This is a genomic window from Falsiroseomonas oleicola (assembly GCF_019029495.1).
Lineage (GTDB): Bacteria > Pseudomonadota > Alphaproteobacteria > Acetobacterales > Acetobacteraceae > Falsiroseomonas > Falsiroseomonas oleicola.
This window is the reverse complement of the sequence record NZ_JAERQM010000001.1, coordinates 1,294,673-1,319,172: the sequence shown is the minus strand read 5'-3', so window position 1 is coordinate 1,319,172 and position 24,500 is coordinate 1,294,673. Positions and strand designations below refer to the sequence as shown.

Sequence of the window (24,500 nt, the reverse complement as noted above, 5' to 3'; positions counted from 1 at the left end):
CATCGCGCGGTCTGGCGGGGCGGAATGGGCTTGTGCATGGAATTTTATTCTATCAAACACAGTATATCCGTCAATCAGAAGATTTTTATTCCATGTTGGGGCCTGGTGCAGAGAGCCGCCATGCTGCCGTAGCCGGCCGCGGCGCGGTTCCCTGCCCGATTGGCGCCGAAGCGCGGCGGAGTTCCGTCGCATCGCGCTGGCGTGATGTCCCTGCCGCTTTCCTGCCACGGTCGTGCCACCCATCTGCCGTGGCGGACCGCGGCAATGGGCCTGCATCGGAAAGGGTCCTGCCCATGCGCCATATCCGCCGTGCCGCCGTCACCGGCCTGCTCGCCGTCTGGCTCGCCCCGCTGTCCCAGGTGGCGGAGGCGCGCAGCGCCCGCGTCTTGGCGGCCGAACAACCCTGCCTTCAGATGATGGAGGAGGAGCCGGAGCGCGTGGCGATGCCGCAGCGCCCGACGCCCCCCGGCGACCCGGCCGGCTGACGCCGGAACCCTCTCCACCCAAAGGGGGGAGAGGGCAGGGTGAGGGGGGCGTGCCGAACGCCGGACGCCTTTCCCTGGCTGCGCCGGCCCCTAGCTTCGCCGGAACGCCACCAGCAGGTTGTTGGCCGGCATCTCCGTGACCCCGGGCGCGCCGAACCCCGCCTGCGCCGCCTCCGCCGCCACATCCTCCAGCCGCCGCAGGCCCCAGGACGGGTCGCGGGCGCGCAGGCTGGCGTCGAAATCCTCGTTGCTCGGCGCGGTTGGCACCCCCTCGCGGCGATAGGGGCCGTAGAGCACCAGCGGCGCGCCCTTCGCCAGCACGGCCGCGGCGCCGCGTATCAGGCCGGGGGTCGCCGCCCAGGGCGCGATATGGATCATGTTGACGCAGAGCACCGCATCCGCCTGCGCCAGCGGCCATTCCGGCGCCATCGCATCCAGCGCCAGGGCCGGGCGGATATTGGGCTGGCCGGCGCACCAGGCATCGATGCTGGCCCGCGCATCGGCATCCGGATCGCTGGGCTGGAAGACCAGGCCGGGCAGCGCCTGGGCGAAATGCAGCGCATGTTCGCCGCTGCCGCTCGCCACTTCCAGCACCAGGCCGTTGGCCGGCAGCAACGGCCGCAGCGCCTCCAGGATCGGGTCACGGTTGCGGGCGGCGGCGGGGGCTTCGCGGCGTAGGTCGGGGGTCATGCCTTCCTTTCCCCATGCCATGCCGAAGACGTCAACCGCGCGGCGCGCAATCGGTTGCGCAACATCTTGATGCGCGGCCCGGCGCTGCGCCATCCTGCGCCGCGACGCGGGCCCTGGAATGCCCGCGCGGAGGAACGAACCCATGATGCGCAACACGATCGCCGCGGCCGGCTTTCTGGCCGCGCTGACCTGCCTGCCCGGCGTGATCCAGGCCCAGCAGCCCGCCGCGCCACCCGCCTGGGCCATCGGCCGGGAAGGCAGCGGCATGGCCGGCACGCTGGCGCCGCACGCCCCGCGCCTGACGGTGACGCCGCCCGCGCAACTGCCGCTTGCGGCCATCCGCCTGCCGCAGGGCTTCACCGCGGAGGTCTATGCCCATGGCATGCCCGGCGCGCGGATGATGGCGGAGGGGCCGAACGGCACCATCTTCGCCGGCAGCCGCACCATCGGCCGGGTCTATGCCATCACCCGCAATCCGGACGGCACGACCCGCACCCGAACCCTGCTGCAGGGGCTGAACCAGCCCAACGGCATCGCCGTGCTGGACGGCAATCTCTATGTCATCGCCATCAACAGGGTGCTGCGCTTCGACAATATCGAGCAGAATCTGGACAATCCGGGCAGCGGCACCGATCTGACCGCCGCCTTCGCCCTGCCGACGGAGGAACACCACGGCTGGAAGTTCCTGACCACCGGGCCCGATGGCCGCCTGTATACGAATGTCGGCGTGCCCTGCAATATCTGCGACTTCAACCGCGACACCCATGCCCTCCTGGTCTCCTTCCGCCCCGATGGCAGCGACCGGCGGATCGAGGCGCGCGGCGTGCGCAACAGCGTCGGCATGGCGCTGCATCCGGTGACGCGCGAGCTCTGGGCCACCAATAACGGCCGCGACTGGGCCGGCAACGACATCCCCAACGACACGCTGCACCGGGTGCGACGCAGTGGCGAGGATCACGGCTTTCCCTTCTGCGTCGGCGACTGGGCCGATCCCGGCGCGCCATCCCAGCGCAATTGCAGCGAGTTCGTGCAGCCCGCCGCGCTGCTCGGCCCGCATGTCGCGGCGCTTGGCATGCGCTTCTACACCGGCACCATGTTCCCGGAGGCCTATCGCAACCAGATCTTCATCGCCCGCCGCGGGTCCTGGAACCGGGAACGGCTGAACGGCTTCGACGTGGTGGTGGCGAAGCTGGACGCGGAGGGCCGGGTGACCGCCATCGAGCCCTTCCTGGAAGGCCTGCGCGACGATGCCAATCAGCGCTTCCTCGGCCGGCCTGTCGATGTGCATGTGATGCGCGACGGGTCGCTGCTGGTGGCGGAGGAGCAGTTCGGCGCCATCTACCGGATCACCTACCGCCAGTGACGGGCTGGCGCATGACCCTGGTGGCGGCCGCCCTGGCCGCCACCGCCCTGTTTCCCGCCGCCGCGCAGGATGCGGCGCGGGGGGCGGCCCTGGCGGAGGCGCGTGGCTGCGGCGGCTGCCATGGCGCGGCCGGCATCAGCGAGGTGGCGAACACCCCCTCCCTCGCCGGCCAGCCGGCCGAATTCATCACCCTTCAGATGATCCTGTTCCGCGAAGGTCTGCGCCAGGCGGCGCCGATGAACGCGCTGTCGCAGGGGCTGGAGGATGGGCAGGTGGAGGATCTGGCGGCACATTACGCGGCGCTGACGCCCGCCGCCCCGCCCGGTCGCGGCGCGCCGGATGCCGCCCTGGCCGAACGCGGCCAGGCGCTGTCCGACCGGCTGCATTGCGGCGTCTGCCACCTGCCGGATTTCAGCGGCCGCAACCAGATCCCGCGCATCGCCGGCCAGCGCGAGGACTTCCTGCGCCACACCTTGGCGCAATACCGCGACAGCCAGCGCCGGGGCACCGACACCAATATGAATGCGGTGATGCATGGCGTCACCGATGCGGAGATCGCCGCCCTGGCGCATTTCATGGCCCAGCAACGCTGATGCCAATGGCTGAAAGGCTGCCCAGCGGCCGGTGAAGCCGGCCGAGGCCGCGCATGCGGCGAGCCAAGCCGCTAGAGGCGGCGCCCGTCACGCCTTCGGCGTGCCTGTGGCACGCATGAGGGCCAAAAAGGCAGCCGGCAAAGCCGGCTGAGCGGCCGAATGGCCACCGCCGCCTATGCGGCGAGCCAAGCCGCCGGAGGCGGTGCCCGGCGCCTGAGGGCCAGAATCACGTCACTCTATCCAGTTCCGCATCGCTCATCGCGCCCGGCACGATGGTCATCGGCACCAGCAGCCTGCCGGCGTAGCGGCCGGTCAGGGCCTGGATCAGCGGCCCGGGGCCGGAGCCGCCGATGGCGCTGGCCAGCACCAGGATGGAGATGCGGGGGTCTTCGGCCAGCAGGGCCAGCAATTCGTCGCGGGCATCGCCTTCGCGGATCAGCAGCATGGGCAGGCCGCCGGTGATCTCGTTCACCTCCGCCGCCAGGCCGGAGAGCATGCGCTCCGCCTCCTCCCGCCTTTCCTCGCTGAGCATGGCGCCGACGCCGGCCCATTCCACCTGGCCGGCTGGCTCGATCACCCGCAGCAGGGCGACACGGCCGCCGGATTTGCGCACCCGCAGCGCGGCATAGCGCAGCGCCACCCGGCGTTCCGCGCTGTCATCCACCACCACCAGGAAGACCCGGTCCCGCCGCGCCTGCGCCGCCTCCGCCGTTTCACCCATCGCTCGATCCCCCAGGCTCGGGGCCGACCGGGCAGGCGGTCAGTTGCGCCGGAAGACGACGCTGCCGAACCAGCCTGCCAGGCCCGCCATGACAATGCAGGCGATGCCATACAGCACCGGCTGGTTGCGCGCGATGTCCGCCACCCAGGCGGCGCTGCCGGTGCGCACCACATCCAGCCGCAATTCCTGCCGCGCCACCACCCTGCGGTCGCGCACCAGCATCACCTGCACCTGGTAGATGCCATGCGCCACCGTGGCCGGCAGCGGCAGCCGGGCATGGAACAGCCGGCCGCCGGAGACCTCGATCGGCCTTTCCCGGTCCACCCAGAGCCCGGCTTCCTGCTGCAATCCCGCCAGCGCCTGCCGGAATTCCGCCCCCTGGGAGCCGAGCTGCACCAGCGGCAACTGGTCCAGCGCCAGCCGCAGGTCGGCGCGTTCCACCCGGTCCAGCATCGCCGGCACCGGGCGGGTGGAGGCCAGCGCCCAGTAGCTGGGCACGCGGTTGAAGCGGGCGGCGTCGCCGTTGATCCAGAAGCCCAGCACATTGGTCTTCTCGCGCACCATCATCGCCGTCTCGGGGCCGGTGACCAGCACCAGCACCTCATCCCCCAGCGGGCCGATCAGCCGTTCGGTGGCACCGAAGACCAGGATCTCGGCGCCGGAAAAGGCGGTGGTCACCTCGATCCGGCGGGTGGAGAGTTCGACGGACAGCGAAGGCGGTGCCACGGCGGTCGCCTGCGCCAGGGCCATGCGCGGCGCGGCCAGCAAGGCCGGCAGCAACAGAAGCAGGCCCAGCCAGCGCCTCATGGCACCGGGCCGATGACGAACAGCGCCTCCGGCACCCGCAGCAGGTCCCACAGCAGGGACAGCGCCACCGCCAGCACCAGGGCGCCGAGCAAGGCGCGCATTTCCTCGCCCCGCAGCTTGGTGCCCATGGCCGCGCCGAACTGCGCGCCCGCCACGCCGCCTGCCAGCAGCAGCAGGGTCAGCACGATGTCCACGCTGCCGACCTGAATCGCCTGGAGGAATGTGACATTGGCGGTGACGAAGACCACCTGGAACAGCGACGTGCCGATCACCACCGCCGTCGGCATGCCAAGCAGGTAGATCATCGCCGGCACCAGCATGAAGCCGCCGCCGACACCCATGATGGCCGACAGCACGCCGATGGCGAAGCCGATGCCGAGCGGCGGGATGACGGAGATGTACAAGCGCGACTTGCGAAAGCGCATCTTGAAGGGCAGGCCGTGCATCCAGAGATGCTCATGCAGCCGTGCCGGCCGCGCGCGCTTGCGGCGCAGGATGGCCGTCAGGCTTTCGCGCACCATCAGCGCGCCGACGCTGCCCAGCACGACGACGTAGAAGATGGCGACCGCCAGATCGACCTGCCCGGCACGCCGCAGCCAGGCGAACAACTGCACGCCGGCCAGCGAGCCGAAGAAGCCGCCGATGATGAGCACGAAGCCCATCCGCATATCGACATTGCCGCGCCGCCACTGCGCGATGAGACCGGAGACGGAGGCGCCGAGCGTCTGGTTGGCGCCCGATCCGACGGCGACGGGGGCGGGGATGCCGATCAGGATCAGCAGCGGCGTCAGCAGGAAGCCGCCACCAACACCGAACAGGCCGGACAGCCAGCCCACGCCAAAGCCGATGCCCAGCAGCAGCAGGGCATCGACCGACATCTCGGCAATCGGCAGATAGACCTGCATCGCGCGGAAGTCTCGCTTGGCGGCGTGGCCGGAAGAAGGCGGCCAGAAAATACGGGGAGGAAGGCGGCGACAGAAGGGCGGTATCGACCTGCGCGCAGCGCGCCGCAACCCGGCTTGACGCCGTAAAGGCGATCATTCCGGTCAGATCGACGTGCGAGGGATGCCTGTGCGGTACAGGTGATGCTTCGATGACGGCACGGCGTGGCCGATGACGGAACGAGGGCGATACGCTACCTGAATGCGCCTCGCCCGGAGCAACCCCGATGATCCTGCGCCGTCGCCTGCTCATCACCCTGTCGGCCGGCCTCGCCGCGCCCGCGCTGCGCGCGCCGGCGGCCCAGGCGGCGCGGCGCGTCACGCTGCTGCACCTGAACGATTTCCACAGCCGGCATGAGGGTGCGCAGGCCTCCGCCGCCAGTTGCCGCACCGAAGCGCCCTGCCTCGGCGGCGCGGCGCGGCTGGTGGCCGCCTTCCACGCGGCGCGCGCGGCCGCCGCCGCGGAAGGCCGCGCGGTGCTGGCGCTGGATGCGGGGGACCAGTTCCTCGGCAGCCTGTTCTACACCCTGCACAAGGGTCTGGCCGAAGCGGCGGTGCAGCGGCAATGGGGCGTGCAGGCCATGGCGCCCGGCAATCACGACTTCAATGGCGGGCCGGAGGTGCTGGCCGGCTATCTCCGTGCCCTCGGCGCGCCGCTGCTCGCGGCCAATATGGACATCGCGGGGGAGCCGGCGCTGGCCGGGTTGGTGACACCATACCGGGTCTTCACCACCGGCGGCGCGCGCATCGGCGTCATCGGGCTGACGCTGGAGAATATCCCGCAGGTCTCCTCCCCCGGTCCGAATCTCCGCTTCACCTCCGGCGAGGCGGAGGTGGCACGTGCCATCGCCGCGAGCCGGGCGGAGGGGCCGGCCACGACCGTGGTGCTGTCGCATCGCGGCCTCGCGGCCGACCAGGCGCTGGCCCTGGCCGTGCCCGGTATCGACGTGATCGTCGGCGGCCATTCCCACACGCTGGTCACGCCGCCCATGGTGGTGGATGGCGCCGACCGCCCGGTGCGGATCGTGCAGGCGGGCGCCTTCGGCCGCTGGCGCGGGCGGCTCGACCTTGACCTGGCGGTGGATGGGCGCGTCGTGGCGCATGGCGGCGGGGCGGAGGAGATCACCCCGGCGATGCCGGAAGACCCCGCGACGGCGCGGATCGTGGCGGACTTCGCAGCGCCACTGGACGGCTTCCGCAACCAGCCCGTCGCCCGCTCCGCCGGCGGGCTGGAGAATACGACCTGCCGCCTGGGCGAATGCGCGGTCGGCAATCTGCTGGCCGATGCCCTGCTGGCCGCGGTGCCGGGGGCGGATCTGGTGCTGACCAATGCGGGCGGCATCCGCACCGGCCTGCCCGCCGAGACCATCACCATGGGTGACGTGCTGACCACCCTGCCCTTTTCCAACACCGTCGCGACCCTGCGGCTGCGCGGTGGCGACCTGCTGGCGGCGCTGGAGAATGGCGTCTCCACCCCCGGCAGCGGGCGGTTTCCCCAGGTGGCAGGCCTGCGCTTCACCTGGAACCCGGCCGCGCCGGCCGGGCAGCGCATCGCGGAGGCACGGCTCACCAGCGCAGCCCATGCCGGGCCCGTCGATCCCGAGCGGGTCTATCTGGTGGTCACCAACGACTTCCTGCGCCGGGGCGGCGATGGCTACGCCATGTTCCGCGACCGGGCGCTGGAGGCCTATGACGCCGGCCCGCCGCTGGAGGAGGCGCTGGCCGCGCATCTGCGGAGGCTCGGCCAGGTGGTGCCGCGGCTGGAGGGCCGCATCGCGCGGCGCTGATGCTCAGGTCATTATCGTGCCCTTGTAAGTCTGGCGCATCCGAATTGGCTGGCGATAAGCTGGTTGGTGCGGTGGCGGAGGGCCGCGTTCGCGGCCTCGGCCTGCCTGAAGTGCGGCAGGCCGCATGGGGTGCTCAAGCTCCGGGCGTGTTCGCGACGCACAGCCGCCTGGCATCGCAGCCACGCGCCTGGCGCGCCGCAGGGGCGACGCAGCGCCGCATCCCCACCCGTTGCAGCCCCCGGTAAAACGGACCACATAGGTCGGGAATCGCCAGACCATCGCGGAAACCCAAAAATGTTCATCGAAACGGAAGCCACCCCGAACCCGGCCACCCTGAAGTTCCTGCCGGGCCGGGACGTGATGCCGGGAAGCGGCACCGCCGATTTCACCGCCGCCGAGGACGCCACCGGGCGCAGCCCGCTGGCCGCGCGCATCTTCGCCGTGGGCGATGTCGCCCGCGTCTTCCTCGGCCAGGACTTCGTCACCGTCACCAAGACCGAGGCCGCCGACTGGCAGGCGCTCCGCCCGCGCGTGCTGGGCGCGGTGATGGAACACTACCTGGCCGGCCTGCCGGTGATGGAAGGCGAGGAAGCCGAGGCCGAGGCGGAGGACTTCGCCGAGGAAGACGGCGAGATCGTCACCCAGATCAAGGAATTGCTCGACACCCGCGTGCGCCCGGCGGTGGCCGGCGATGGCGGCGACATCGTCTTCCGCGGCTTCCGCGAGGGCGTGGTGAAGCTGCATATGCAGGGCGCCTGCGCCGGCTGCCCCTCCTCCCGCGCCACGCTGAAGCACGGGGTCGAGACCATGCTGCGGCATTACGTGCCGGAAGTGGTCCGGGTGGAGCAGGTGGAGGCCTGATATCCAAATCCCGGTGATCGTGACCGATCACCGCCTGAATCGCCGGCCAGGCTGCGCGCCACTTGGCGCGACGGCCATTCGGGCCGCCGATAATCACCATTGGCGCCGGGCGATTGGCCCCGGCCGCCAATGCGCCTATCCCCTTGGCAACGCCGCACCCCTGGGTGCCGCCGGCTGCTGACGGAGAGACCGATGACCGATCGCCCGACCCTCGACGACCAGGCCCTGGACATCCTGTTCCGGGAGGCCCGCACCCAGAACAAGTGGCAGGACCGGCAGGTGCCGGACAGCAAGCTGGAGGAAGTCTACAACCTCCTCAAATTCGCCCCGACCTCGGCCAACGCCTCCCCCGCCCGCTTCGTTTTCATCCGGACGTCGGAGGGCAAGGCCCGGCTGAAGCCGGCGCTGTCGGCCGGCAACATGGAAAAGACCATGACCGCCCCGGTCATCGCCATCGTGGCGCATGACATGGCCTTCTACGACAAGCTGCCCTTCCTGTTCCCGCATGCCGATGCGCGGTCCTGGTTCGCCAGCACCCCGGCCCTGGCCGAGACCACCGCCTTCCGCAACGGCACGCTCCAGGGCGCCTATCTGATCCTGGCCGCCCGCGCCGCCGGCCTCGATGCCGGGCCGATGAGCGGCTTCGACAATGCCAAGGTGGACGAGGCCTTCTTCGCCGGCACCACCTGGAAGTCCAACTTCCTGGTCAATCTCGGCTATGGCGACCCCGAGGGCCTGTTTCCCCGCAGCCCGCGCCTGAGCTTCGACGAGGCCGCGCGCCTGGAATAGTTTTTCGGCAGGGCCGATATTGGAGAGGGCCGGGTGGCAACATCCGGCCCTTTCCTTGTCTTCAGTTCCCGAACAGCCGCTGCACGCGCCCCATGATCTCCGGCAGGGTCAGGCCACTCGGTGGCGGCGCTGTCACCGTCCCCTCCGGCACCCGGCTGCGATAGCGCGCCAAAGCGTCCCGCGTGCCTTCCAACCGCAGCTCCGCCGGCTCCGCCTGGTTCGAGTCGGCGCCGAGGCCGGTCATCCGCACCAGCGCGGTGGGGCTGGCCGCGAGTTCCTCCGCCGCCCGCGCGGCATCCTCCGCCTTCGGCGCGCAGACCAGGTTGCGGCCTTCCAGCCCGCAGGGCAGCTCGAAGAACCGGTTGGGCGGGAAGCGCAGCTGCGCCGTGCCGGTGAAGGCCAACAACCCGCGGCTCGCGGCATCCAGCGACAGGTCCCGCGCCGTGACCACCGGCACCAGCCGCCCATGCCGCTCCTGCACCTCCAGCAGCAGCGACGACGCGCTGGCGCTCTGCGCCGCCTCCACCGGCATGCGGTGCCGGAGCAGGCAGTTGGACTGGTCCGTCATGCGGTCGGCGACGCAGGAAAGGCGCCAGCTTCCGACTTCCTCCGGCACCTGGGCCTGCAATTGCGGCGCGGGTTGCGCCAAAGCGGCCGTGCCGGCGACGATGAGGGCGGCGGCGAGGGAACCAGGGAGGGCCATGCGGGTCATCACTGGCAGATAGGAAGCGAAGGGGCGGGTTCCATGGCGGATGTGCGGTTTCCTGACGGGGTTGTGGTGCCGTCGCTGGGCCAGGGCACCTGGCATATGGGGGAGGGTGGCGACCCTCGGGCGGAGGCCGATGCGCTGCGCCTCGGCCTCGACCTCGGCCTGACCCTGATCGACACGGCGGAGATGTATGCCGAGGGCGGGGCGGAGGAGGTGGTGGGCGAGGCCATCGCCGGAAGACGGGATCAGGTGTTCCTCGTCTCCAAGGTCTACCCCCACAACGCCTCCGCCAGGAAATTGCCGGTGGCGCTGGCCGCCAGCCTGAAACGGCTGCGGGTGGAGCGGATCGACCTGTACCTGCTGCACTGGCGCGGCAGCGTGCCGCTGGCGGAGACGGTGCAGGCGATGGAGGCGGCCCGCGCCAAGGGCCAGATCGCGCGCTGGGGCGTCTCCAACCTCGATGTCGCCGATCTGCGGGCGCTTGGCCCGGCGCTGGCCGACTGCGCGACGGACCAGGTGCTGTGGAACCTGGAAGCGCGCGGCCCGGAATTCGACCTTCTGCCCTTCTGCGCCGAAAGGGGCATGCCCGTGATGGCCTATTCCCCCCTCGGCCAGGGTGGGGCGCTGTTGCGGCACAGGGCGCTGCGGGCGGTGGCGGCACGGCATGGCGTGGCGCCGGCGCAGGCGGCGCTGGCCTTCGTACTGGCCCGGCCTGGGGTGATCGCGATTCCGAAGGCGTCGGATCCGGCGCATCTCCGCGCCAATGTGGCGGCGCGGGACCTGCGGCTGACGGCGGAGGATATGGCCGAGTTGGACCGGGCCTTCCCGCCGCCGTCACGCAAGCAGCCGCTGGAGATGATCTGAGCGGCGGGGCGTTACCAATACCCCGCCATGATCTCCCGCGCCCAGTCCGGCTCCCGCACCGCGCCGCGCGGGTCGAAGCCGGTCATGTGCGGCTTCACGTCGAAGACCGGCGACCCCGCCACCGCATCCAGCCCGCGCAGCCGCAGCACTAGCCCGTCCACGCCGAGCAGCGCGCAGGTGGTGACGCCGAGGCGGTTCGGGCGCGGGGCGCCGCGCTGGGCGAGGATGCCGACCCTGGGCCAGTCCTGACGGCCGCGCGGGTGGCGGGCGTTGCGCTCCACCGCCTCCGGGTCCAGGCGGTGGAAGCCGAAGACCACCACCACATGGCTGAAGGCATCGAGGCCGCGCGCGGCATCCGGCCCCAGCACCGCCGGGTCCAGCGCGATCTCGGCCTCCACCGCGTCCCACCCATCGTCCAGCGGCTCGGCCCGGCCGCCCTGAACGGTGCCGATCGGGGTGATCCTCATTGGAACACCGGCATGGCGGGCACATCCGGCACCGCGACCGGCGGCGGCAGGTCGATGATGACGCTGGCCGGGTCCTGCCGCGGCGTGCGGTCCAGCCAGTAGGTCACGCTCTGCGGCCAGAAGATCACCACCGCCACCAGCAGCAATTGCAGGCACAGCCAGGGGATGGCGCCCAGGTAGATGTCCCGCGTCAGCACCGATTTGGGCGCCACGCCGCGCAGGTAGAACAGGGCGAAGCCGAAGGGCGGGTGCATGAAGGCGGTCTGCATGTTGATGCAGATCAGCACCCCGAACCACACCAGGTCGATGCCCAGCGCCTTCGCCGCCGGCGCCAGCAGCGGAATGACGATGAAGGCGATCTCGAAGAAATCGAGGAAGAAGGCCAGGAAGAAGATGAAGATGTTGACGAAGATCAGGAAGCCGGTCTGGCCGCCCGGCAGCAGCGCCAGCAGATGCTCGATCCAGATGCCGCCATCCACCCCCTGGAAGACCAGGGTGAAGACCGTGGCACCGATCAGGATGAAGATGACCATGCTGGTGATGCGCATGGTGTTGCCCATCGCCTGGCGGATCAGCGCCCAGGTCAGGCGCCGGTTCACCGCCGCCAGCAGCACGGCGCCGACCACGCCCATGGCGCCCGCCTCGGTCGGCGTCGCCAGGCCCATGAAGATGGTGCCCAGCACCATGAAGATCAGGCCCATGGAGGGCACCATGCCCTTCAGCACGCGCCACCACAGCCGCCAGTCGCGCGGGGCCAGCGCCTCCGGCGGCAAGGGCGGGACCTTCTTCGGCTGGAACACGGAAACCAGCCAGATGAACATCAGGAACAGCGAGATCTGAAGCAGCGACGGCCCGATGGCGCCGGCATACATGTCGCCCACCGACTGGCCGAGCTGGTCCGACAGCACGATCAGCACCAGCGATGGCGGGATGACCTGGGTGATGGTGCCCGAGGCCGCGATCACGCCCGTGGCGATGCGCATGTCGTAGCCGTAGCGCATCATGATCGGCAGGCTGATCATGCCCATGGAGATCACGCTGGCGGCGACGGTGCCGGTGATGGCGCCCAGGATGGCGCCGACGATGATGACCGCATAGGCCAGCCCGCCCGGCACCTTGCCGAACAACTGCCCGGTGCCTTCCAGCAGATCCTCCGCCAGGCCGCAGCGTTCCAGCACCGCGCCCATCAGGGTGAAGAAGGGAATCGCCAGCAGCAGGTCGTTGGACAGGATGCCGAAGACCCGCAGCGGCAGGTTGAACATCCAGGCTTCCGGGAAGAAGCCAAGCTCGATCGAGATGAAGCCGAAGAACAGCCCGACCGCGGCCAGGGAGAAGGCCGCCGGAAATCCGATCAGCAGGAACACCACCAGCCCGCCGAACATCAGCGGCGGCATGATGTCTTCGTGCAGTAAACCGCTCACTGGTCGGGCCTCGCATAGACGGCGTGCAACTGCCCCTTGGCCAGCTCGATGCCGCGCAGCACGGCGATGCGCTTCACCAATTCGGAAAGCCCCTGCAGGGACATCAGGAAGAACCCCAGCGGCATCAGCAGCTTGACCGGCCAGCGGATCAGACCGCCGGGGGAGGAGGAGACCTCCGCCCGCACCCAGGCCTCGACGAAGAAGGGCCAGGTCATCCAGGCCAGCAGCGCCATGGCGGGCATCAGGAAGAAGGTGAGGCCGAGCACATCCACCCAGATCCGCGCCCGCATGCGCAGCGAGCCATAGACCAGGTCGACGCGCACATGCTCGTTGCGGAACAGGGTATGGCTGGCGCCCAGCATCACCATGCCGGCGAAGCAGTACCACTGCACCTCCAGCCAGGCATTGGAGCCGGAGGAGAAGCCATAGCGGGCGAAGGCATTGCCGGCGCTGACGGTGCAGGCGATCAGCACCAGCCAGTCGGCGATCCGTCCGAAGCCCGTGGTCAGGGCATCGACCCCGCGGCTGAAGGCGAGCAACGGTCCCAAAGGAGACGCACCCCCGAGGCTGATCCAGGCGGGCGGCATGCCCGTGGCTTGGCGGGCCGGCACGAGGCGCGCGGCTGCTCCGCCGCCCCGCCGAGCCGGGCGGCGTCCTGTAGCGCCGCGGGACGGGGTTGGAAAGCAGCAAGGCGGCCCGGCGGGGCCGCATGGGACTGGAAAAACCGCCATGGGGCCGAGACTTGATGACCCGGCGGACTTCTTCGACGGGGTGGGGGTGCTATCCTCCGAGTCGGTGACCCGCTGCAAATCCCTGCCGTGCTGACGGCGCTCCTTCTCACCCTGGCGGGCCTCGGCCTGCTGGGCCTTTGCGCCGTGCCGCTGTCCCGCGCGCGCTGGGGGTGGATGGTGGTGCATGGGGGGGCGCTGGTCGCCTCGGCGCTGTTCGCCGGGCTTGGCCTGGCGGTGCTGGCGGGCGGGGCCTTGCCGGCGCAGGCGCTGCCGCTGGCGATTCCGGGCGTGGCGGCGCAGGTGGCGGTGGATGCGCTCTCGGCCTGGTTCCTGCTGATCCTGGGTCTCGCCGGGGCCTGCGCCTCGCTGTTCGCTTTGGCCCATGCGCGGCACGCGCCGCCCCGGCTGCTGGCGGCCTATCCGCTGTTCCTGGCCGGCATGGCGCTGACGCTGATCGCGGCGGATGGCTTCACCTTGGTGCTGGGGTTCGAGGCGATGTCCCTCGCCTCCTGGATCCTGATCGCGGCGGAGCATGAGGATGCGGCGCATCGTCGCGCCGCGCGGCTGTACCTCGCCTTCGCCCTGTTCGCCGGTGCCTGCCTGATCCCCGCCATGGGGCTCCTGGGCGGGGCGGCGGGCGATGTGTCCTTCGCCGCGATCCGCGCCGCGCCGCCGGAGGGCTGGGTGGCGGCGGCGGTGCTCGGGCTGGTGCTGGCGGGCGCCGGGTCCAAGGCCGGGCTGCTGCCGATGATGGTCTGGCTGCCGCCCTATGCGGCCGCGCCGAGCCATGTGGCCGCGCTGATGTCGGGGGCGATGAGCAAGGTGGCGCTCTATGTCCTGGCGCGCGTGCTGCTGGACCTTTCGGGGCCGGCGCAGCCGCTGTGGTGGGGCGTGCCGCTGCTGGTGCTGGGCGCGGCTTCCGCCGTGTTCGGCGCGCTGCGCGCCAATCTGGAGAGTGACGGCAAGACGCTGCTGGCCTGCTCCACCATCGAGAATGTCGGGCTGATCGCGGTGGGCCTTGGGCTCGCCGCCTGTTTCCGCGCCGCCGATCTCGGCGTGCTGGCCGGGCTGGCGGCGGGGGCGGCACTGCTGCATGCGCTGAACCATGCGCTGTTCAAGTCGCTGCTGTTCCTCGGCCTGGGGGAGGTGCAGCACGCCGCCGCCTCCCGCCATCTGGACCGGCTGGGCGGGCTGATCCATGTGATGCCGGTAACCGCCGCGGCGGTGCTGGTGGGCGCGGCGGCGGCGGCCAGCCTGCCGCCGCTTTCCGGCTTCGCCAGCGAATGGCTGCTGCTGCAGGCGCTGCTGGCGGCGTGGCGGGTCGGCGACCTGGCCTTCCAGGTGCTGGGCGTGGTGGCGGTTGCCGCGGTGGCGTTGGCGGCGGCGCTGGCGGCGGCGGCGATGCTGCGGATGTTCGGGCTGATCTTCCTCGGCCGGCCGCGCACCCCGCGCGCGGCCGGGGCGCAGGATGGAAGGCTGGCGGCGCGACTGGCCCTTCTGCTGCCGGCCGGGCTGACGGTGCTGTTCGGACTGATGCCGGGGCCGCTGCTGGATCTGGCGGCGGGTGCGGTGCAGATCCTGGCGCCGCAAGGCGTCACGGAGCGCGGCAGCCTGGCCGTGCTGCGCGTCGGCGATGGCGGCGCGCGCTACTGGCCGATCGGCGTGGCGCTGGTGCTGGCGGTGCTGGGCGGCGCGGTCTGGTGGCTGGTGCGCCAGCGCAGCCCGGCCGGCGTGGCGCGCGGCCCGGCCTGGGATGGTGGCTTCATGGCGCCGCCGCCGCACCTGCCCTTCGGCGACCCGATGACCCAGCCCTCCGCCACCGGCTTCGGCCAGCCGCTGCGGCGCATGCTGGGCGGATCGCTGCTTGCCGCGCATGAATCCGTGGTGATGCCGCGCCCGGGCGACCCCGGCCCGGCCCATGTCACCTCCGGCCAGATGGACCCCACCGAGACCCTGCTGCTGGCGCCCGTGGCGCGGCTGCGGGATGCGCTGGCCGGCTGGGCCGACCGGCTGCGCGACCTGTCGCTGACCGCCTGCCTGATCCTGCCCTTCTCCACCCTGGTGGCGCTGCTGGCGCTGACCGCCTGGCTGGAGGCGCGCTGAATGGAGAGCCTCGCCGCGCTGCTGACCCAGGCGCTGCACCTGCTGCTGGTGCTGCTGGCGGCCGCGCTGGTTGAGGGTTGCCTCCGCTGGCTGAAGGCGCGGATGCAGGGCCGCATCGGCGCCTCCCCCCTCCAGCCACTGCGCGATTTCCGGAAGCTGCTGCGCAAGCGGCCGGTGCTGGCGGAGAATGCGAGCTGGATCAGCCGCGCCGCACCCTATGCCGGGGTCACCGTCGCGCTGGCCGCGCTGGCGCTGGTGCCGAGTTTCGCGCGCGGCATGGCCCTGGCGCCGCTGGCCGATCTGGTGCTGATCGCGGGGCTGCTGGCGGCGGGGCGGATGGCGCTGGCGCTGGCGGGGATGGATGCCGGCACCGCCTTTGGCGGCCTCGGCGCCGCCCGCGAAATGTCCTTCGCCGCTTTGGCCGAACCGGCGCTCCTGCTGGTGGTGCTGGTGCTGGCCATGCTCGCCGGCAGCACGGGGCTGGAGGCGATCGGCACGCTGTTCCAGGATGGCAGCCTGGGCCTGCGCGTGTCGCTCGGCATGGCTTTGGTGGCGATGCTGGCCGTGGCGGTGGCCGAGAATGCCCGAATCCCGGTGGACAACCCCGCCACCCATCTGGAACTCACCATGGTGCATGAGGCGATGCTGCTGGAGGCCTCCGGCCGGCATCTGGCGCTGTGGCAGGCGGCCTCCGCGCTGCGGCTGACCCTGTGGCTGGCCTTGCTGGCCGCGATCTTCTTCCCGTTTGGCACCGCGCCGGTGGGCTTCGCGCCGCTGGACTGGGCGGTGGGGGCGCTGGCCTGGCTGGCGAAGATGGGGGTGCTGTGCCTGGCGCTGGCCGTCTTCGAGAGCGCCATCGCCAAGATGCGGGTGTTCCGGGTGCCGGAATTCCTCGGCACGGCGCTGCTGCTGGGGTTGCTGGGCGCGCTGCTGCTGTTTCTGTCGACGAGGCTGGCATGAGCTTCGGCAGTACCGGTTACGACGTCGCCCACCTTCTCGGCGGGGGCGTGCTGCTGCTGTCCTTCGTGCTGCTGTATCAGCGGCGGCTGGATGCGGTGATCAATGCCTTCGCCGTGCAGGGCGCGCTGCTGGCCGCGGCCGCGGCCTGGCAGGGTTACAGCCAGAACAACGGGGAGCTGTATGTCACCGCCGCGCTGGCCTTCGCCGCCAAGGCGGTGCTGATCCCCCTCGCGCTGCGGCTGCTGCTGCGCCGGCTCGGCCTGCACCGGACCATGGAGACGGCGCTGGGCGTCGGCCCCTCGCTGCTCGCCGCCGCCGCGCTGGTCGGGCTCGCCGTGATGGTGGTGCTGCCGGCCACCGCCGGGCAGGCGCAGGCGCTGACGCGGGAGAACCTGGCCCTGGCGCTGTCGGTGGTGATGCTGGGCATGCTGATGATGATCGCCCGGCGCAATGCCGTCAGCCAGGTGATCGGCCTGCTGAGCCTGGAGAACGGGCTGATCCTGGCCGCGGTCGGCGTGCAGGGCATGCCGCTGGTGGTGGAGCTTTCGACCGCCGCCCTGGTGCTGATGCTGGCGCTGGTCGCCGGCATCGTGGTGTTCCTGCTGCGCGACCGCATGGCGACTCTGGACACGGAATCGCTCAGCCGCCAGCGCGGGGAGGGGGAGGCGCCATGAGCGGCTTCCCGCTCGCCTGGATCGTCGTGTTCTTTCCCTGGGCCGGGGCGCTGCTGCTGTTGTTGCTGCGCCCGCGCGGGCGGCTGCCGGCCTGGGTCAATCTGGGTGTTTCCGCCGCAAGCTGCGGCCTGGCGCTGTCGCTGCTGGCGCTGCCGCAGGGGGTGCAGGGCTGGACCCGGACGGATTCGGTGAACCTGCCGCTGGTCGCCCTGGCCGGCATCATCGGCCTGGCCACCGCCGCCTTTTCCGCCGCCACGGTGGAGGGGGAGCGCTTCGACGCGCTGCGCGCCCGCGCCTATCACGCCGCCTTCCAGGTCTTCATGGGCGCGCAGTTCCTGGCGCTGCTGTCGGACAATCTCGGCGTGATGTGGGTGGCGATCGAGATCGCCACCCTCGCCTCCGTGTTGATGGTCGCGGTGCATGGCACGCCGGCGGCGATCGAGGCGGCGTGGAAGTTCTTCCTGCTGTGCGGCGTCGGCATCGCCCTGGCGCTGTTCGGCACCATCCTGCTGTATCTGGCGGCGCAGCCCCTGGTCGGCCATGGCGATCCGGGCCTGTCCTGGGCGGCGCTGCGGGCGGTGGCGGCGCATTGCGATGCCGGGATTCTCTCGCTCGCCTTCATCTTCATCATGGTGGGCTACGGCACCAAGGCCGGGCTGGTGCCGCTGCACACCTGGCTGCCGGATGCCGAAGCCGAGGGGCCGCTGCCGATCAGCGCAGTGCTGTCCGGCCTGCTGCTGAATGCCTCCCTGCTCGCCATCCTGCGGGCCAAGGCGATCGTCGATCTCAATCCGGGCGTGCTGGCACCGGGGCCGCTGCTGGTGGGTTTTGGGCTGGCCTCCCTGCTGCTGGCCTCCCTGGCTTTGTGGCGGCGGCGGGATGCGCGGCGCTTCTTCGCCTGGAGCAGCATCGAGCATATGGGCCTCGCCACCCTGGCCTTCGGGCTTGGCGCGCCTTTGGCCGGGATGCTGCATCTGATGGGCCATTCCCTGGTGAAAAGCGCGGTGTTCTTCGGCGTCGGCGCCGCCGCGCAGATCAAGGGCAGCCAGAAGATGGAGGCGATCAAGGGCCTCGCCACCAGCCATCCGGTGCTGGGCTGGGGGCTGGCGCTGGGCATTGCCGGGCTGGCGGGCATGCCGCCCTTCGCGCTGTTCGTCTCCGAATTCCGGCTGGTGGCCGCCGCCGCGGCGGGGCAGCCCTGGCTGTTGCTGCCCCTCGGCCTGGGGCTGCTGCTGGCCGGCACGGCGCTGGTGCGCGCCTTGCAGCGCATGTGCCTCGGCCCGGCGAGCCCGGATGCGCCGGTGCCGGGGGCCTTTGGGCTGCCGGGGGGGCTCGCCTGGGCCAGCGTGCCGATGTGGACCCTGCTGGCGCTGGCCGCCGTGCTGGGTTTTGCGATCCCGGCGGGGCTGGAGGCATTGCTGATGGATGCGGCGAGGCTGCTCGGATGAAGGCCTCCACCCTCATCCGCCGCGGCGCGGCGCAGCCCTGCCGCCCGGTGCCGCGCCATCTTCTGGCGCCAGCCGATTTCGCCCGGCTGCCGGCGGGGCTGGTCGAGGAACCATCGCTCGCCCTGCTGTCCCTCTGGGCCGAGCCGGCGATGGTGCATGCCGCCTTCCTGGAGGAGGAGAGCGGCGCGCTGCTGCTGGCCAGTACCCCGGCCGAGGCCGGGCACTATCCGGCGCTGTCCCCCGCCCGCCCCGGCGCGGTGCGGTTCGAGCGGATGATCCACGACCTCTGGGGCCTGGCGGCGGAAGGTGGCCTCGATCCGCGCCCTTGGCTGGACCACGGCCGCTGGCCGCTGACCGCGCCGCTCTCCGCCCGCCCCGCCCGCCACGGCGCGCCGCCGGAGCAGCCCAGCTTCCTGCCGATCGAGGGCGAGGGCTGGCACCAGATTCCGGTCGGCCCGGTGCATGCCGGCATCATCGAGCCCGGCCATTTCCGCTTCACCGTGCAGGGGGAGATGGTGGTGCGGCTGGAGCAGCGGCTGGGCTACACCCATAAGGGCACGCTCGGCCTGATGCTCGGCAAGTCGCCGCGCACCGCCGCGCGCTTCGCCGCCCGCCTGTCCGGCGACAGCACCGTGGCCCATTCCCTGGCCTTCGCCGAGGCCGCCGAGGCCGCCTGCGAAACCACCGCCCCGCCCCGTGCCGCCTGGCTGCGCGCGGTGATGCTGGAATCGGAGCGGGTCGCGAATCACCTCGGCGACTGGGGCTTCCTCTGCAACGACGCCGCCTTCGCCTTCCCGCATGCCCGTTGCGGGATGTTGCGGGAGGCGATGCTGCGCGCCCAGCTTGCCGCCTTCGGCCATCGGCTGATGATGGACCGGGTGATTCCCGGCGGGGTCGCGGTGGATCTGGCGCCGGAGGGGGCGGATGCGCTGCTCGCCGCGCTGGCCCTGGTGGAGGCGGAGGTGCCGGTGCTGGATGCGATCCATGAGGATCATGCCAGCCTTCAGGACCGCCTGGTCGGCACCGGGGTGCTGGCGCCGGAACTGGCGCGGGCCTTTGCCGCGGGCGGCGTCATCGGCCGTGCCTCCGGCCGGGCTTTTGACGCGCGGCTGGCTTTTCCTTCCGCGCCCTATGCCGGCGCCCCGCCCGAGGCCGTGCTGCGGCAGGAGGGCGATGTGGCGGCGCGGATGCGGGTGCGGATCGCGGAGCTGACCGACAGCATCCGCCTGATCCGCCGCCTGCTGGCGGGCCTGCCCGCCGGCGAGATCCACGCGCCGCTGCCGCAAAGGGGCGGGGAGGGGTTGGCGCTGGTCGAGAGTTTCCGGGGGGAGATCGCCACCTGGATGGCGCTGGACGATGGCGGGCTGATCCGCGCGGTCTTCCCGCGCGACCCTTCCTGGCTGCAATGGCCGCTGCTGGAGGCGGTGGTCGAGGACAACATCATCGCCGACTTTCCCCTGTGCAACAAAAGCTTCAACTGTTCCTACAGCGGGGTGGACCTGTGACGCGCCCAGCGCCTGAGAGCAGGGTGGCAAGGCGGCCGAAGGCCGAGGCCGCGAACGCGGCCCGCCGCCAGTGCGGCGAGCCAAGCGGCCGGAGGCCGCGCCCGGCGCCTGAGGGCAGCCAAAGGCAGCCGGCAAGGCCGGCTGAGCGGCCGAACGGCCGCCGCCGCTTATGCGGCGAGCCAAGCACCCGGAGGGTGCGCCCGGCGCCTGAGGGCACAAAAAAATGAGCGGGCGCTATCCGACGAAGTCGGGGGAGGCGGCGGGGGCCAGCGGGCTGTTCACCGTCACGCTGATCCGCCCCGGCCCCACGCGCGGCGTGATCGAACACTGGGCCTATGACGACCGTGCCCATGCGCTGGACGAGATCGGCTGGCTGGCCCAGCGGGTGGCCAGCGGCACGGAACTCGTGCTGCGCGACCCGGAGGGCAACGACCTGTTCCGCTTGGCGCGGATCGCATGAGGGGGCCATCGAAGATGCTCTGGCCGAAACTCGCCCGCGGCCTCGTCTCCCGTCCCCTGACCGAGCCGGTGCCCTCGCCGCCGGCGGAGGTCGTCGCCGCCCTGGCCGCGAAGCTGGAGGCGACGGGCCGCGTCCGGCTCGGCCGCAGCCTGGCGATCCGGCAGGTCGATGCCGGGTCCTGCAATGGCTGCGAGCTGGAGATCAACGCCATGTCTGGCGTGATCTACGACCTGGAACGGCTTGGCCTGCGCTTCGTCGCCTCCCCCCGCCATGCCGATGTGCTGCTGGTGACCGGCCCGGTCACCCGCAACATGCGGGAGGCGCTGGAGCGGACGCGAGCCAGCGCCGCGGAGCCCTGCTGGGTGGTGGCGGTGGGGGATTGCGCGGTGGATGGCGGCGTTTTCAAGGGCAGCTATGCGGTGGAGGGGGGCGTCGGCCAGGTGCTGCCGGTCGACCTGCTGATCCCCGGCTGCCCGCCCGCCCCGGCGCAGATCCTGGAGGGGCTGCTGGCGCTGCTGGAGGCGCAGGACGCGCCCGCGCCGAGGGGCTGAATCGCGCAATCAAGCAAAAAAAAGGCCGGTCGCGATGTCGCGACCGGCCCAAGGGGCCGCGCCATGGGGGATCGGCCCCCAGGGCGCGGCCTCGTCGATGGCGGCCTCCGGGAATTGTGGCCGCCACCGAATCCGAAGGCGTCAGCCCTGGCTGGGCGTCACCGGCTGCCGGGCGCGGCGCGGCTGGCCGGACTGGCGGCTGGCGCGGGCCTGGCGGGCCATCGCGGTGCGGGCGCGGCGCGCCTCGGCGGTCCGGACGCGGCGGGCCTGGCGCATCTCCGCGCTGCGGGTCCGGCGGGCCTGGCGCGCCTCGGCGCTGCGGGTGCGGCGCGGGGTGGCGGCATTGGCCCGGCGGGCGCGGCGCGGCGCGGTGGCGGCCGGGGCCTCACCTGTGGTGGCCTGGGGTGTCGGCGCGGTGAACTGCGCCGCGGCGGGCGGGGCCAGCAGCAGCGGTGCGCCCAGCAGGGCGGCGGCGATCAGAAGGCGGAAGGTGGCGCGCATGAGTGCGATTCCTGTGGCGTGGCTCGGGTGGCGATGCGGATGTTCGCCGGCGGCCGGGGGGAATCGCCTTCGACACGGCGCAGACTGCGCGCCGGCGCATGTCGCCAAGGTGGGGCCGCGCTGAATTCGCGGTTAACTCAGCCCGCCAGCTTCGCCGGATCGGTGTTGGAGCCGCAGAGCACCACGGCCACGCGCGCCCCCGGCGGCGGGGTGAAAGCGCCGCAGATCAGCGCGGCCAGCGCCGTCGCGCCGCCCGGCTCCGCCACCAACCGCAGCGCGTCGAACAGGCGCCGCTGCGCCTCCGCGATCGCCGCATCGGGCACCAGCACGGCCATTGCCACATGGTCGCGCGCCACCGCGAAGGACAGGGCGCCGACCTGCCGGGCGCCCAGGCTGTCCGCCGCCAGCCCGCCGACCGGCGCCGGCACCGGCCGGCCCTCCCGCAGCGCCGTGTGCAGGGTGGGACAGGATTCGGGCTCGACGCTGATGACCTGCACGCCGGTGCCGGCATACCAGCCGGCGATGCCGCCGATCAGCCCGCCGCCGCCGGTCGCCACCAGCACATGCGTGACCTCCGGCGCATCCTCGGCCAGTTCCAGCGCGACGCTGCCCTGGCCGGCCAGGATTTCCGGCTGGTCATAGGCATGCACCAGCAGCGCGCCGGTGGCGGCGGCACGGGCCTCGCTGGCGATTCGCGCCTCGTCATAGGCGGCGCCCACGCGGTGGAGGATGGCGCCATAGGCCTCGATCCGGGACGTCTTCGCCACTGGCGTCGGCAATGGACAAAAGACCTCCGCCCGATGCCCCAGCGCGCGGGCGGCATAGGCCACCGCCGCGCCGTGATTGCCACCGGAGGCGGTGACCACACCGGCCGGCGGCACGGCCACCGAGAGCATGCGGTTGAAGGCGCCGCGCGGTTTGAAGGACCCGCTGGCCTGCAACAGCTCCAGCTTCAGGATCAGGGGCATGTCCAGGCCGAGATCGGCACCTGCCATCCGCAGCACCGGGGTGCGTCGGATATGGGGGGCGATGCGCGCGGCGGCGGCGGCGATGGTTGTCTGGCTCGGTTCAGGCATGGCGGCAGGCTGGCAGCCGGCCCTCCGACTGGCAACCGGAGGCGCCGGACCTCGCCCCTTTTACCTTCGCCACCTTTCTGCCATGGTCCGCCGACCCTTCGAGGTTAACCGGCTGTCATGTCGTTGCACGGGTCCTGCGTGGCCCTGGATGGTGAAGGTGTTTTGATCCTGGGTCCTTCGGGCTCCGGCAAGTCGGATCTCGTCCTGCGCCTGCTCGGCCGGGGCGCCGCCCTGGTGGCGGATGACCAGGTGACACTGGCGGTGGATGGCAACGCGCTGCTGGCCAGCGTCCCGGCGCCCCTGCGGGGCATGCTGGAAATCCGCGGACTCGGCCTGATGCAGGACCTGCCGGTGGCCGGCCCGGTGCCGCTGCGGCTGGTGGTGCGGCTGGTCCCGGCGACGGAGGCCCTGCCGCGCCTGCCGGAGCCCGCGCGCTATGCGGTGCTCGGCCAGTCCCTGCCGCTGGTGAGGCTGCACGGGCTGGAAGCCTCGGCACCCGACCGCATCGTCTTCGCCTTGGCGGCGGCCGGTGGGCGCGCCCGCATGGCGGCCGGCGCCCTGGCGGAGAGCCCGGCATGAGCCCGTCGTTGCGCCCGGTGTTGCTGGTCACCGGCCTGTCCGGCGCCGGCAAGGCCAGCATCCTGCGCACGCTGGAGGATTTGGGCTTCGAGACGGTGGACAATCCGCCGGTGACCATCCTCCAGGAACTGGTGGGCGATGGCGACGCGCCGCTGGCGATCGGCGTCGATGCGCGCTCCCGCGGCTTCGACGCCGCCGCGCTGCTGGCCGAACTGGCCGCGCTGCGCGCCCTGCCCGGCCTCGCCGCCAGCCTGGTCTTCGCCACGGCGGAGGAGCCGGTGCTGCTGCGCCGCTTCTCCGAAACCCGCCGCCGCCATCCCTTGGCGCCCGGCGGCCCGCTCGGCAGCCGGGTGACGGAGGGCATCGCCCGGGAAGCCGCGCTGCTGGCCCCGTTGCGGGAGGCGGCGGATTGGGTGGTGGACACCTCCGACCTGCCTTTGCCGGAGCTGCGCCGGCTGATCGAGCGGCGCTTCCGCCCCGACCGTGCGCTGGGGCTGGCGATTGGCATCGTCTCGTTTGGATTTCCGAAAGGGCTTCCGCGCGAAGCTGACCTCGTCTGGGATGTCCGCTTCCTGCGCAACCCGCATTACGACCCCGCCCTGCGGCCGATGAGCGGGCGCGATGCGCCTGTCGCCCGCTTTGTCGAGTCCGATGTCGCCTTCACCCCATTCTGGGATCGCATGACCGGGATGATGGAGCTGCTGTTGCCCCGCTACGCCGCCGAAGGGAAGAAGTACCTCACGATCGCCATCGGCTGCACCGGGGGGCGCCACCGCTCCGTCCTTGTGGCGGAGCGTCTTGCATCCCATCTGTCTTCCATCGGCTGGCGGGTGGATCTCATCCATCGCGACCTGGCCGCCCACCCCGCGACAGGCGGGGGGGCATCGGTTGCGGGGCAGGAGGCCCTGGCGCACTCATCATGATCGGACTTGTCCTCGTCACCCACGGCCGCCTGGCCGAGGAGCTTCGCCTCGCCATGGAGCACGTGGTCGGGCCGCAAGGCGCCGTCGCCACGGTCTGCATCTATCCGGAGGACAAGCTGGAAGCGCGGCGGGAGGATATCCGCCATTGCATCGCGCGGGTGGACCAGGGCGATGGCGTGGTGGTGCTGACCGATATCCTGGGCGGCACCCCCTCCAACCTCGCCTTCCAGCTTTGCGACCATCGTTCCGTCGAGGTGATCGCGGGGGTGAACCTGCCCCTGCTGGTCAAGCTCGCGAAGATCCGGGGCACCGAGCCCTTGCCCGAGGCGGTGGCGCATGCGACGGCTGCCGGGCGCAAATATATCGCCAGCGCGGCGGAGATGCCGGAGGGGATGGTGAAACCCCCCAACGGTCATTCGACGCCCGAGGGAGGCCCCAGCAAGGGGAATGACGCATGAATGAATGGCCCGACGAAGCCGGCGAGTCCAAGG

27 protein-coding genes are annotated in these 24,500 nt (G+C 71.6%); 17 read left to right on the top strand and 10 right to left on the bottom strand.

Annotation, left to right across the window (positions count from 1 at the left end; translation table 11 throughout):
* Window positions 1-293 precede the first annotated feature (293 nt).
* Window positions 294-485, top strand: coding sequence for a hypothetical protein (locus tag JJQ90_RS06355; protein WP_216873594.1), 192 nt, complete (start codon window positions 294-296; stop codon window positions 483-485).
* Window positions 486-575: 90 nt separating this feature from the next.
* Here JJQ90_RS06355 and JJQ90_RS06350 read toward each other — a convergent pair whose 3' ends face one another.
* Window positions 576-1,175 carry a DUF938 domain-containing protein gene (locus JJQ90_RS06350; protein WP_216873593.1) on the bottom strand — a complete coding sequence of 200 codons (600 nt, stop codon included), beginning with the start codon at window positions 1,173-1,175 and terminating at the stop codon, window positions 576-578.
* A 142-nt stretch (window positions 1,176-1,317) separates the two neighbouring features.
* Between JJQ90_RS06350 and JJQ90_RS06345 the strand changes: the two genes are divergently transcribed.
* Together JJQ90_RS06345 and JJQ90_RS27460 are read left to right on the top strand one after the other, a co-directional pair.
* Window positions 1,318-2,538: a PQQ-dependent sugar dehydrogenase gene (locus JJQ90_RS06345; RefSeq protein WP_230410352.1), complete on the top strand. Its 1,221-nt coding sequence runs from the start codon at window positions 1,318-1,320 to the stop codon at window positions 2,536-2,538.
* A complete protein-coding gene (locus JJQ90_RS27460) occupies window positions 2,535-3,131 on the top strand; it encodes a c-type cytochrome (protein WP_216873592.1) in 597 nt (198 codons plus the stop codon). Before JJQ90_RS06345 ends, JJQ90_RS27460 begins: the two co-directional genes overlap by 4 nt.
* Before the next feature lie 226 nt (window positions 3,132-3,357).
* Here JJQ90_RS27460 and JJQ90_RS06335 read toward each other — a convergent pair whose 3' ends face one another.
* Genes JJQ90_RS06335 through JJQ90_RS06325 form a run of 3 tightly spaced genes read right to left on the bottom strand, consistent with a single transcriptional unit; the run spans window position 3,358 to window position 5,564 of the window.
* Window positions 3,358-3,852, bottom strand: a complete 495-nt coding sequence (locus tag JJQ90_RS06335; protein ID WP_216873591.1) for a universal stress protein — start codon at window positions 3,850-3,852, stop codon at window positions 3,358-3,360.
* Between the two features lie 39 nt (window positions 3,853-3,891).
* Window positions 3,892-4,659, bottom strand: a complete 768-nt coding sequence (locus tag JJQ90_RS06330; RefSeq protein WP_216873590.1) for a TIGR02186 family protein — start codon at window positions 4,657-4,659, stop codon at window positions 3,892-3,894.
* Window positions 4,656-5,564, bottom strand: coding sequence for a sulfite exporter TauE/SafE family protein (locus JJQ90_RS06325; protein ID WP_216873589.1), 909 nt, complete (start codon window positions 5,562-5,564; stop codon window positions 4,656-4,658). The genes JJQ90_RS06330 and JJQ90_RS06325 overlap by 4 nt, the downstream gene beginning before the upstream one ends.
* Window positions 5,565-5,827: 263 nt before the next feature.
* Between JJQ90_RS06325 and JJQ90_RS06320 the strand changes: the two genes are divergently transcribed.
* The 3 genes from JJQ90_RS06320 to JJQ90_RS06310 all read left to right on the top strand — a co-directional run bounded on the left by JJQ90_RS06320 (window position 5,828) and on the right by JJQ90_RS06310 (window position 9,037).
* On the top strand, window positions 5,828-7,387 hold the full coding sequence (locus tag JJQ90_RS06320; RefSeq protein WP_216873588.1) for a bifunctional metallophosphatase/5'-nucleotidase: 1,560 nt from the start codon (window positions 5,828-5,830) through the stop codon (window positions 7,385-7,387).
* 294 nt (window positions 7,388-7,681) lie between these two features.
* Window positions 7,682-8,248, top strand: a complete 567-nt coding sequence (locus tag JJQ90_RS06315; RefSeq protein WP_216873587.1) for a NifU family protein — start codon at window positions 7,682-7,684, stop codon at window positions 8,246-8,248.
* Window positions 8,249-8,440: 192 nt separating this feature from the next.
* Window positions 8,441-9,037 (top strand): malonic semialdehyde reductase, encoded by a 597-nt coding sequence (locus tag JJQ90_RS06310; RefSeq protein ID WP_216873586.1) that lies wholly within the window; start codon window positions 8,441-8,443, stop codon window positions 9,035-9,037.
* Window positions 9,038-9,098: 61 nt separating this feature from the next.
* Here the strand turns inward: JJQ90_RS06310 and JJQ90_RS06305 are convergent, their stop codons facing one another.
* Window positions 9,099-9,740, bottom strand: coding sequence for a hypothetical protein (locus JJQ90_RS06305; RefSeq protein ID WP_216873585.1), 642 nt, complete (start codon window positions 9,738-9,740; stop codon window positions 9,099-9,101).
* A 42-nt stretch (window positions 9,741-9,782) separates the two neighbouring features.
* Between JJQ90_RS06305 and JJQ90_RS06300 the strand changes: the two genes are divergently transcribed.
* On the top strand, window positions 9,783-10,610 hold the full coding sequence (locus tag JJQ90_RS06300; RefSeq protein WP_216873584.1) for an aldo/keto reductase: 828 nt from the start codon (window positions 9,783-9,785) through the stop codon (window positions 10,608-10,610).
* Between the two features lie 11 nt (window positions 10,611-10,621).
* Here the strand turns inward: JJQ90_RS06300 and JJQ90_RS06295 are convergent, their stop codons facing one another.
* From JJQ90_RS06295 to JJQ90_RS06285, 3 genes are read right to left on the bottom strand one after another with little or no spacing between them, the layout of a single operon-like run.
* Window positions 10,622-11,077 (bottom strand): TrmO family methyltransferase domain-containing protein, encoded by a 456-nt coding sequence (locus tag JJQ90_RS06295; RefSeq protein WP_216873583.1) that lies wholly within the window; start codon window positions 11,075-11,077, stop codon window positions 10,622-10,624.
* On the bottom strand, window positions 11,074-12,471 hold the full coding sequence (locus tag JJQ90_RS06290) for a TRAP transporter large permease (RefSeq protein ID WP_216873582.1): 1,398 nt from the start codon (window positions 12,469-12,471) through the stop codon (window positions 11,074-11,076). The genes JJQ90_RS06295 and JJQ90_RS06290 overlap by 4 nt, the downstream gene beginning before the upstream one ends.
* Before the next feature lie 23 nt (window positions 12,472-12,494).
* A complete protein-coding gene (locus JJQ90_RS06285; protein ID WP_230410351.1) occupies window positions 12,495-13,037 on the bottom strand; it encodes a TRAP transporter small permease subunit in 543 nt (180 codons plus the stop codon).
* Window positions 13,038-13,316: 279 nt separating this feature from the next.
* Here JJQ90_RS06285 and JJQ90_RS06280 point away from each other — a divergent pair, with 279 nt between their 5' ends.
* The 7 genes from JJQ90_RS06280 to JJQ90_RS06250 all read left to right on the top strand — a co-directional run bounded on the left by JJQ90_RS06280 (window position 13,317) and on the right by JJQ90_RS06250 (window position 20,930).
* On the top strand, window positions 13,317-15,332 hold the full coding sequence (locus JJQ90_RS06280) for a proton-conducting transporter transmembrane domain-containing protein (RefSeq protein ID WP_216873581.1): 2,016 nt from the start codon (window positions 13,317-13,319) through the stop codon (window positions 15,330-15,332).
* A complete protein-coding gene (locus JJQ90_RS06275) occupies window positions 15,333-16,292 on the top strand; it encodes a respiratory chain complex I subunit 1 family protein (RefSeq protein ID WP_216873580.1) in 960 nt (319 codons plus the stop codon). It begins immediately after the preceding gene.
* Window positions 16,289-16,966 (top strand): hydrogenase-4 component E, encoded by a 678-nt coding sequence (locus JJQ90_RS06270; RefSeq protein WP_216873579.1) that lies wholly within the window; start codon window positions 16,289-16,291, stop codon window positions 16,964-16,966. Before JJQ90_RS06275 ends, JJQ90_RS06270 begins: the two co-directional genes overlap by 4 nt.
* Window positions 16,963-18,414 (top strand): proton-conducting transporter transmembrane domain-containing protein, encoded by a 1,452-nt coding sequence (locus JJQ90_RS06265; protein WP_216873578.1) that lies wholly within the window; start codon window positions 16,963-16,965, stop codon window positions 18,412-18,414. The genes JJQ90_RS06270 and JJQ90_RS06265 overlap by 4 nt, the downstream gene beginning before the upstream one ends.
* Window positions 18,411-19,919 (top strand): hydrogenase large subunit, encoded by a 1,509-nt coding sequence (locus tag JJQ90_RS06260; protein ID WP_216873577.1) that lies wholly within the window; start codon window positions 18,411-18,413, stop codon window positions 19,917-19,919. Before JJQ90_RS06265 ends, JJQ90_RS06260 begins: the two co-directional genes overlap by 4 nt.
* Window positions 19,920-20,142: 223 nt before the next feature.
* The gene (locus JJQ90_RS06255) at window positions 20,143-20,379 is read left to right on the top strand and encodes a hypothetical protein (RefSeq protein ID WP_216873576.1); all 237 of its coding nucleotides are present in this window, start codon (window positions 20,143-20,145) and stop codon (window positions 20,377-20,379) included.
* A complete protein-coding gene (locus tag JJQ90_RS06250) occupies window positions 20,376-20,930 on the top strand; it encodes an NADH-quinone oxidoreductase subunit B family protein (protein ID WP_230410350.1) in 555 nt (184 codons plus the stop codon). Before JJQ90_RS06255 ends, JJQ90_RS06250 begins: the two co-directional genes overlap by 4 nt.
* 141 nt (window positions 20,931-21,071) lie before the next feature.
* Here JJQ90_RS06250 and JJQ90_RS06245 read toward each other — a convergent pair whose 3' ends face one another.
* Both JJQ90_RS06245 and JJQ90_RS06240 read right to left on the bottom strand, forming a co-directional pair.
* The gene (locus tag JJQ90_RS06245; protein WP_216873575.1) at window positions 21,072-21,431 is read right to left on the bottom strand and encodes a hypothetical protein; all 360 of its coding nucleotides are present in this window, start codon (window positions 21,429-21,431) and stop codon (window positions 21,072-21,074) included.
* Between the two features lie 137 nt (window positions 21,432-21,568).
* The gene (locus JJQ90_RS06240; protein ID WP_216873574.1) at window positions 21,569-22,507 is read right to left on the bottom strand and encodes a serine/threonine dehydratase; all 939 of its coding nucleotides are present in this window, start codon (window positions 22,505-22,507) and stop codon (window positions 21,569-21,571) included.
* A gap of 117 nt (window positions 22,508-22,624) precedes the next feature.
* Here JJQ90_RS06240 and JJQ90_RS06235 point away from each other — a divergent pair, with 117 nt between their 5' ends.
* From JJQ90_RS06235 to JJQ90_RS06225, 3 genes are read left to right on the top strand one after another with little or no spacing between them, the layout of a single operon-like run.
* Window positions 22,625-23,086, top strand: coding sequence for an HPr kinase/phosphorylase (locus JJQ90_RS06235; protein ID WP_216873573.1), 462 nt, complete (start codon window positions 22,625-22,627; stop codon window positions 23,084-23,086).
* A complete protein-coding gene (rapZ, locus tag JJQ90_RS06230) occupies window positions 23,083-24,009 on the top strand; it encodes an RNase adapter RapZ (protein WP_216873572.1) in 927 nt (308 codons plus the stop codon). Before JJQ90_RS06235 ends, rapZ begins: the two co-directional genes overlap by 4 nt.
* Window positions 24,006-24,467: a PTS sugar transporter subunit IIA gene (locus tag JJQ90_RS06225; protein WP_216873571.1), complete on the top strand. Its 462-nt coding sequence runs from the start codon at window positions 24,006-24,008 to the stop codon at window positions 24,465-24,467. The genes rapZ and JJQ90_RS06225 overlap by 4 nt, the downstream gene beginning before the upstream one ends.
* Window positions 24,468-24,500: the final 33 nt, after the last annotated feature.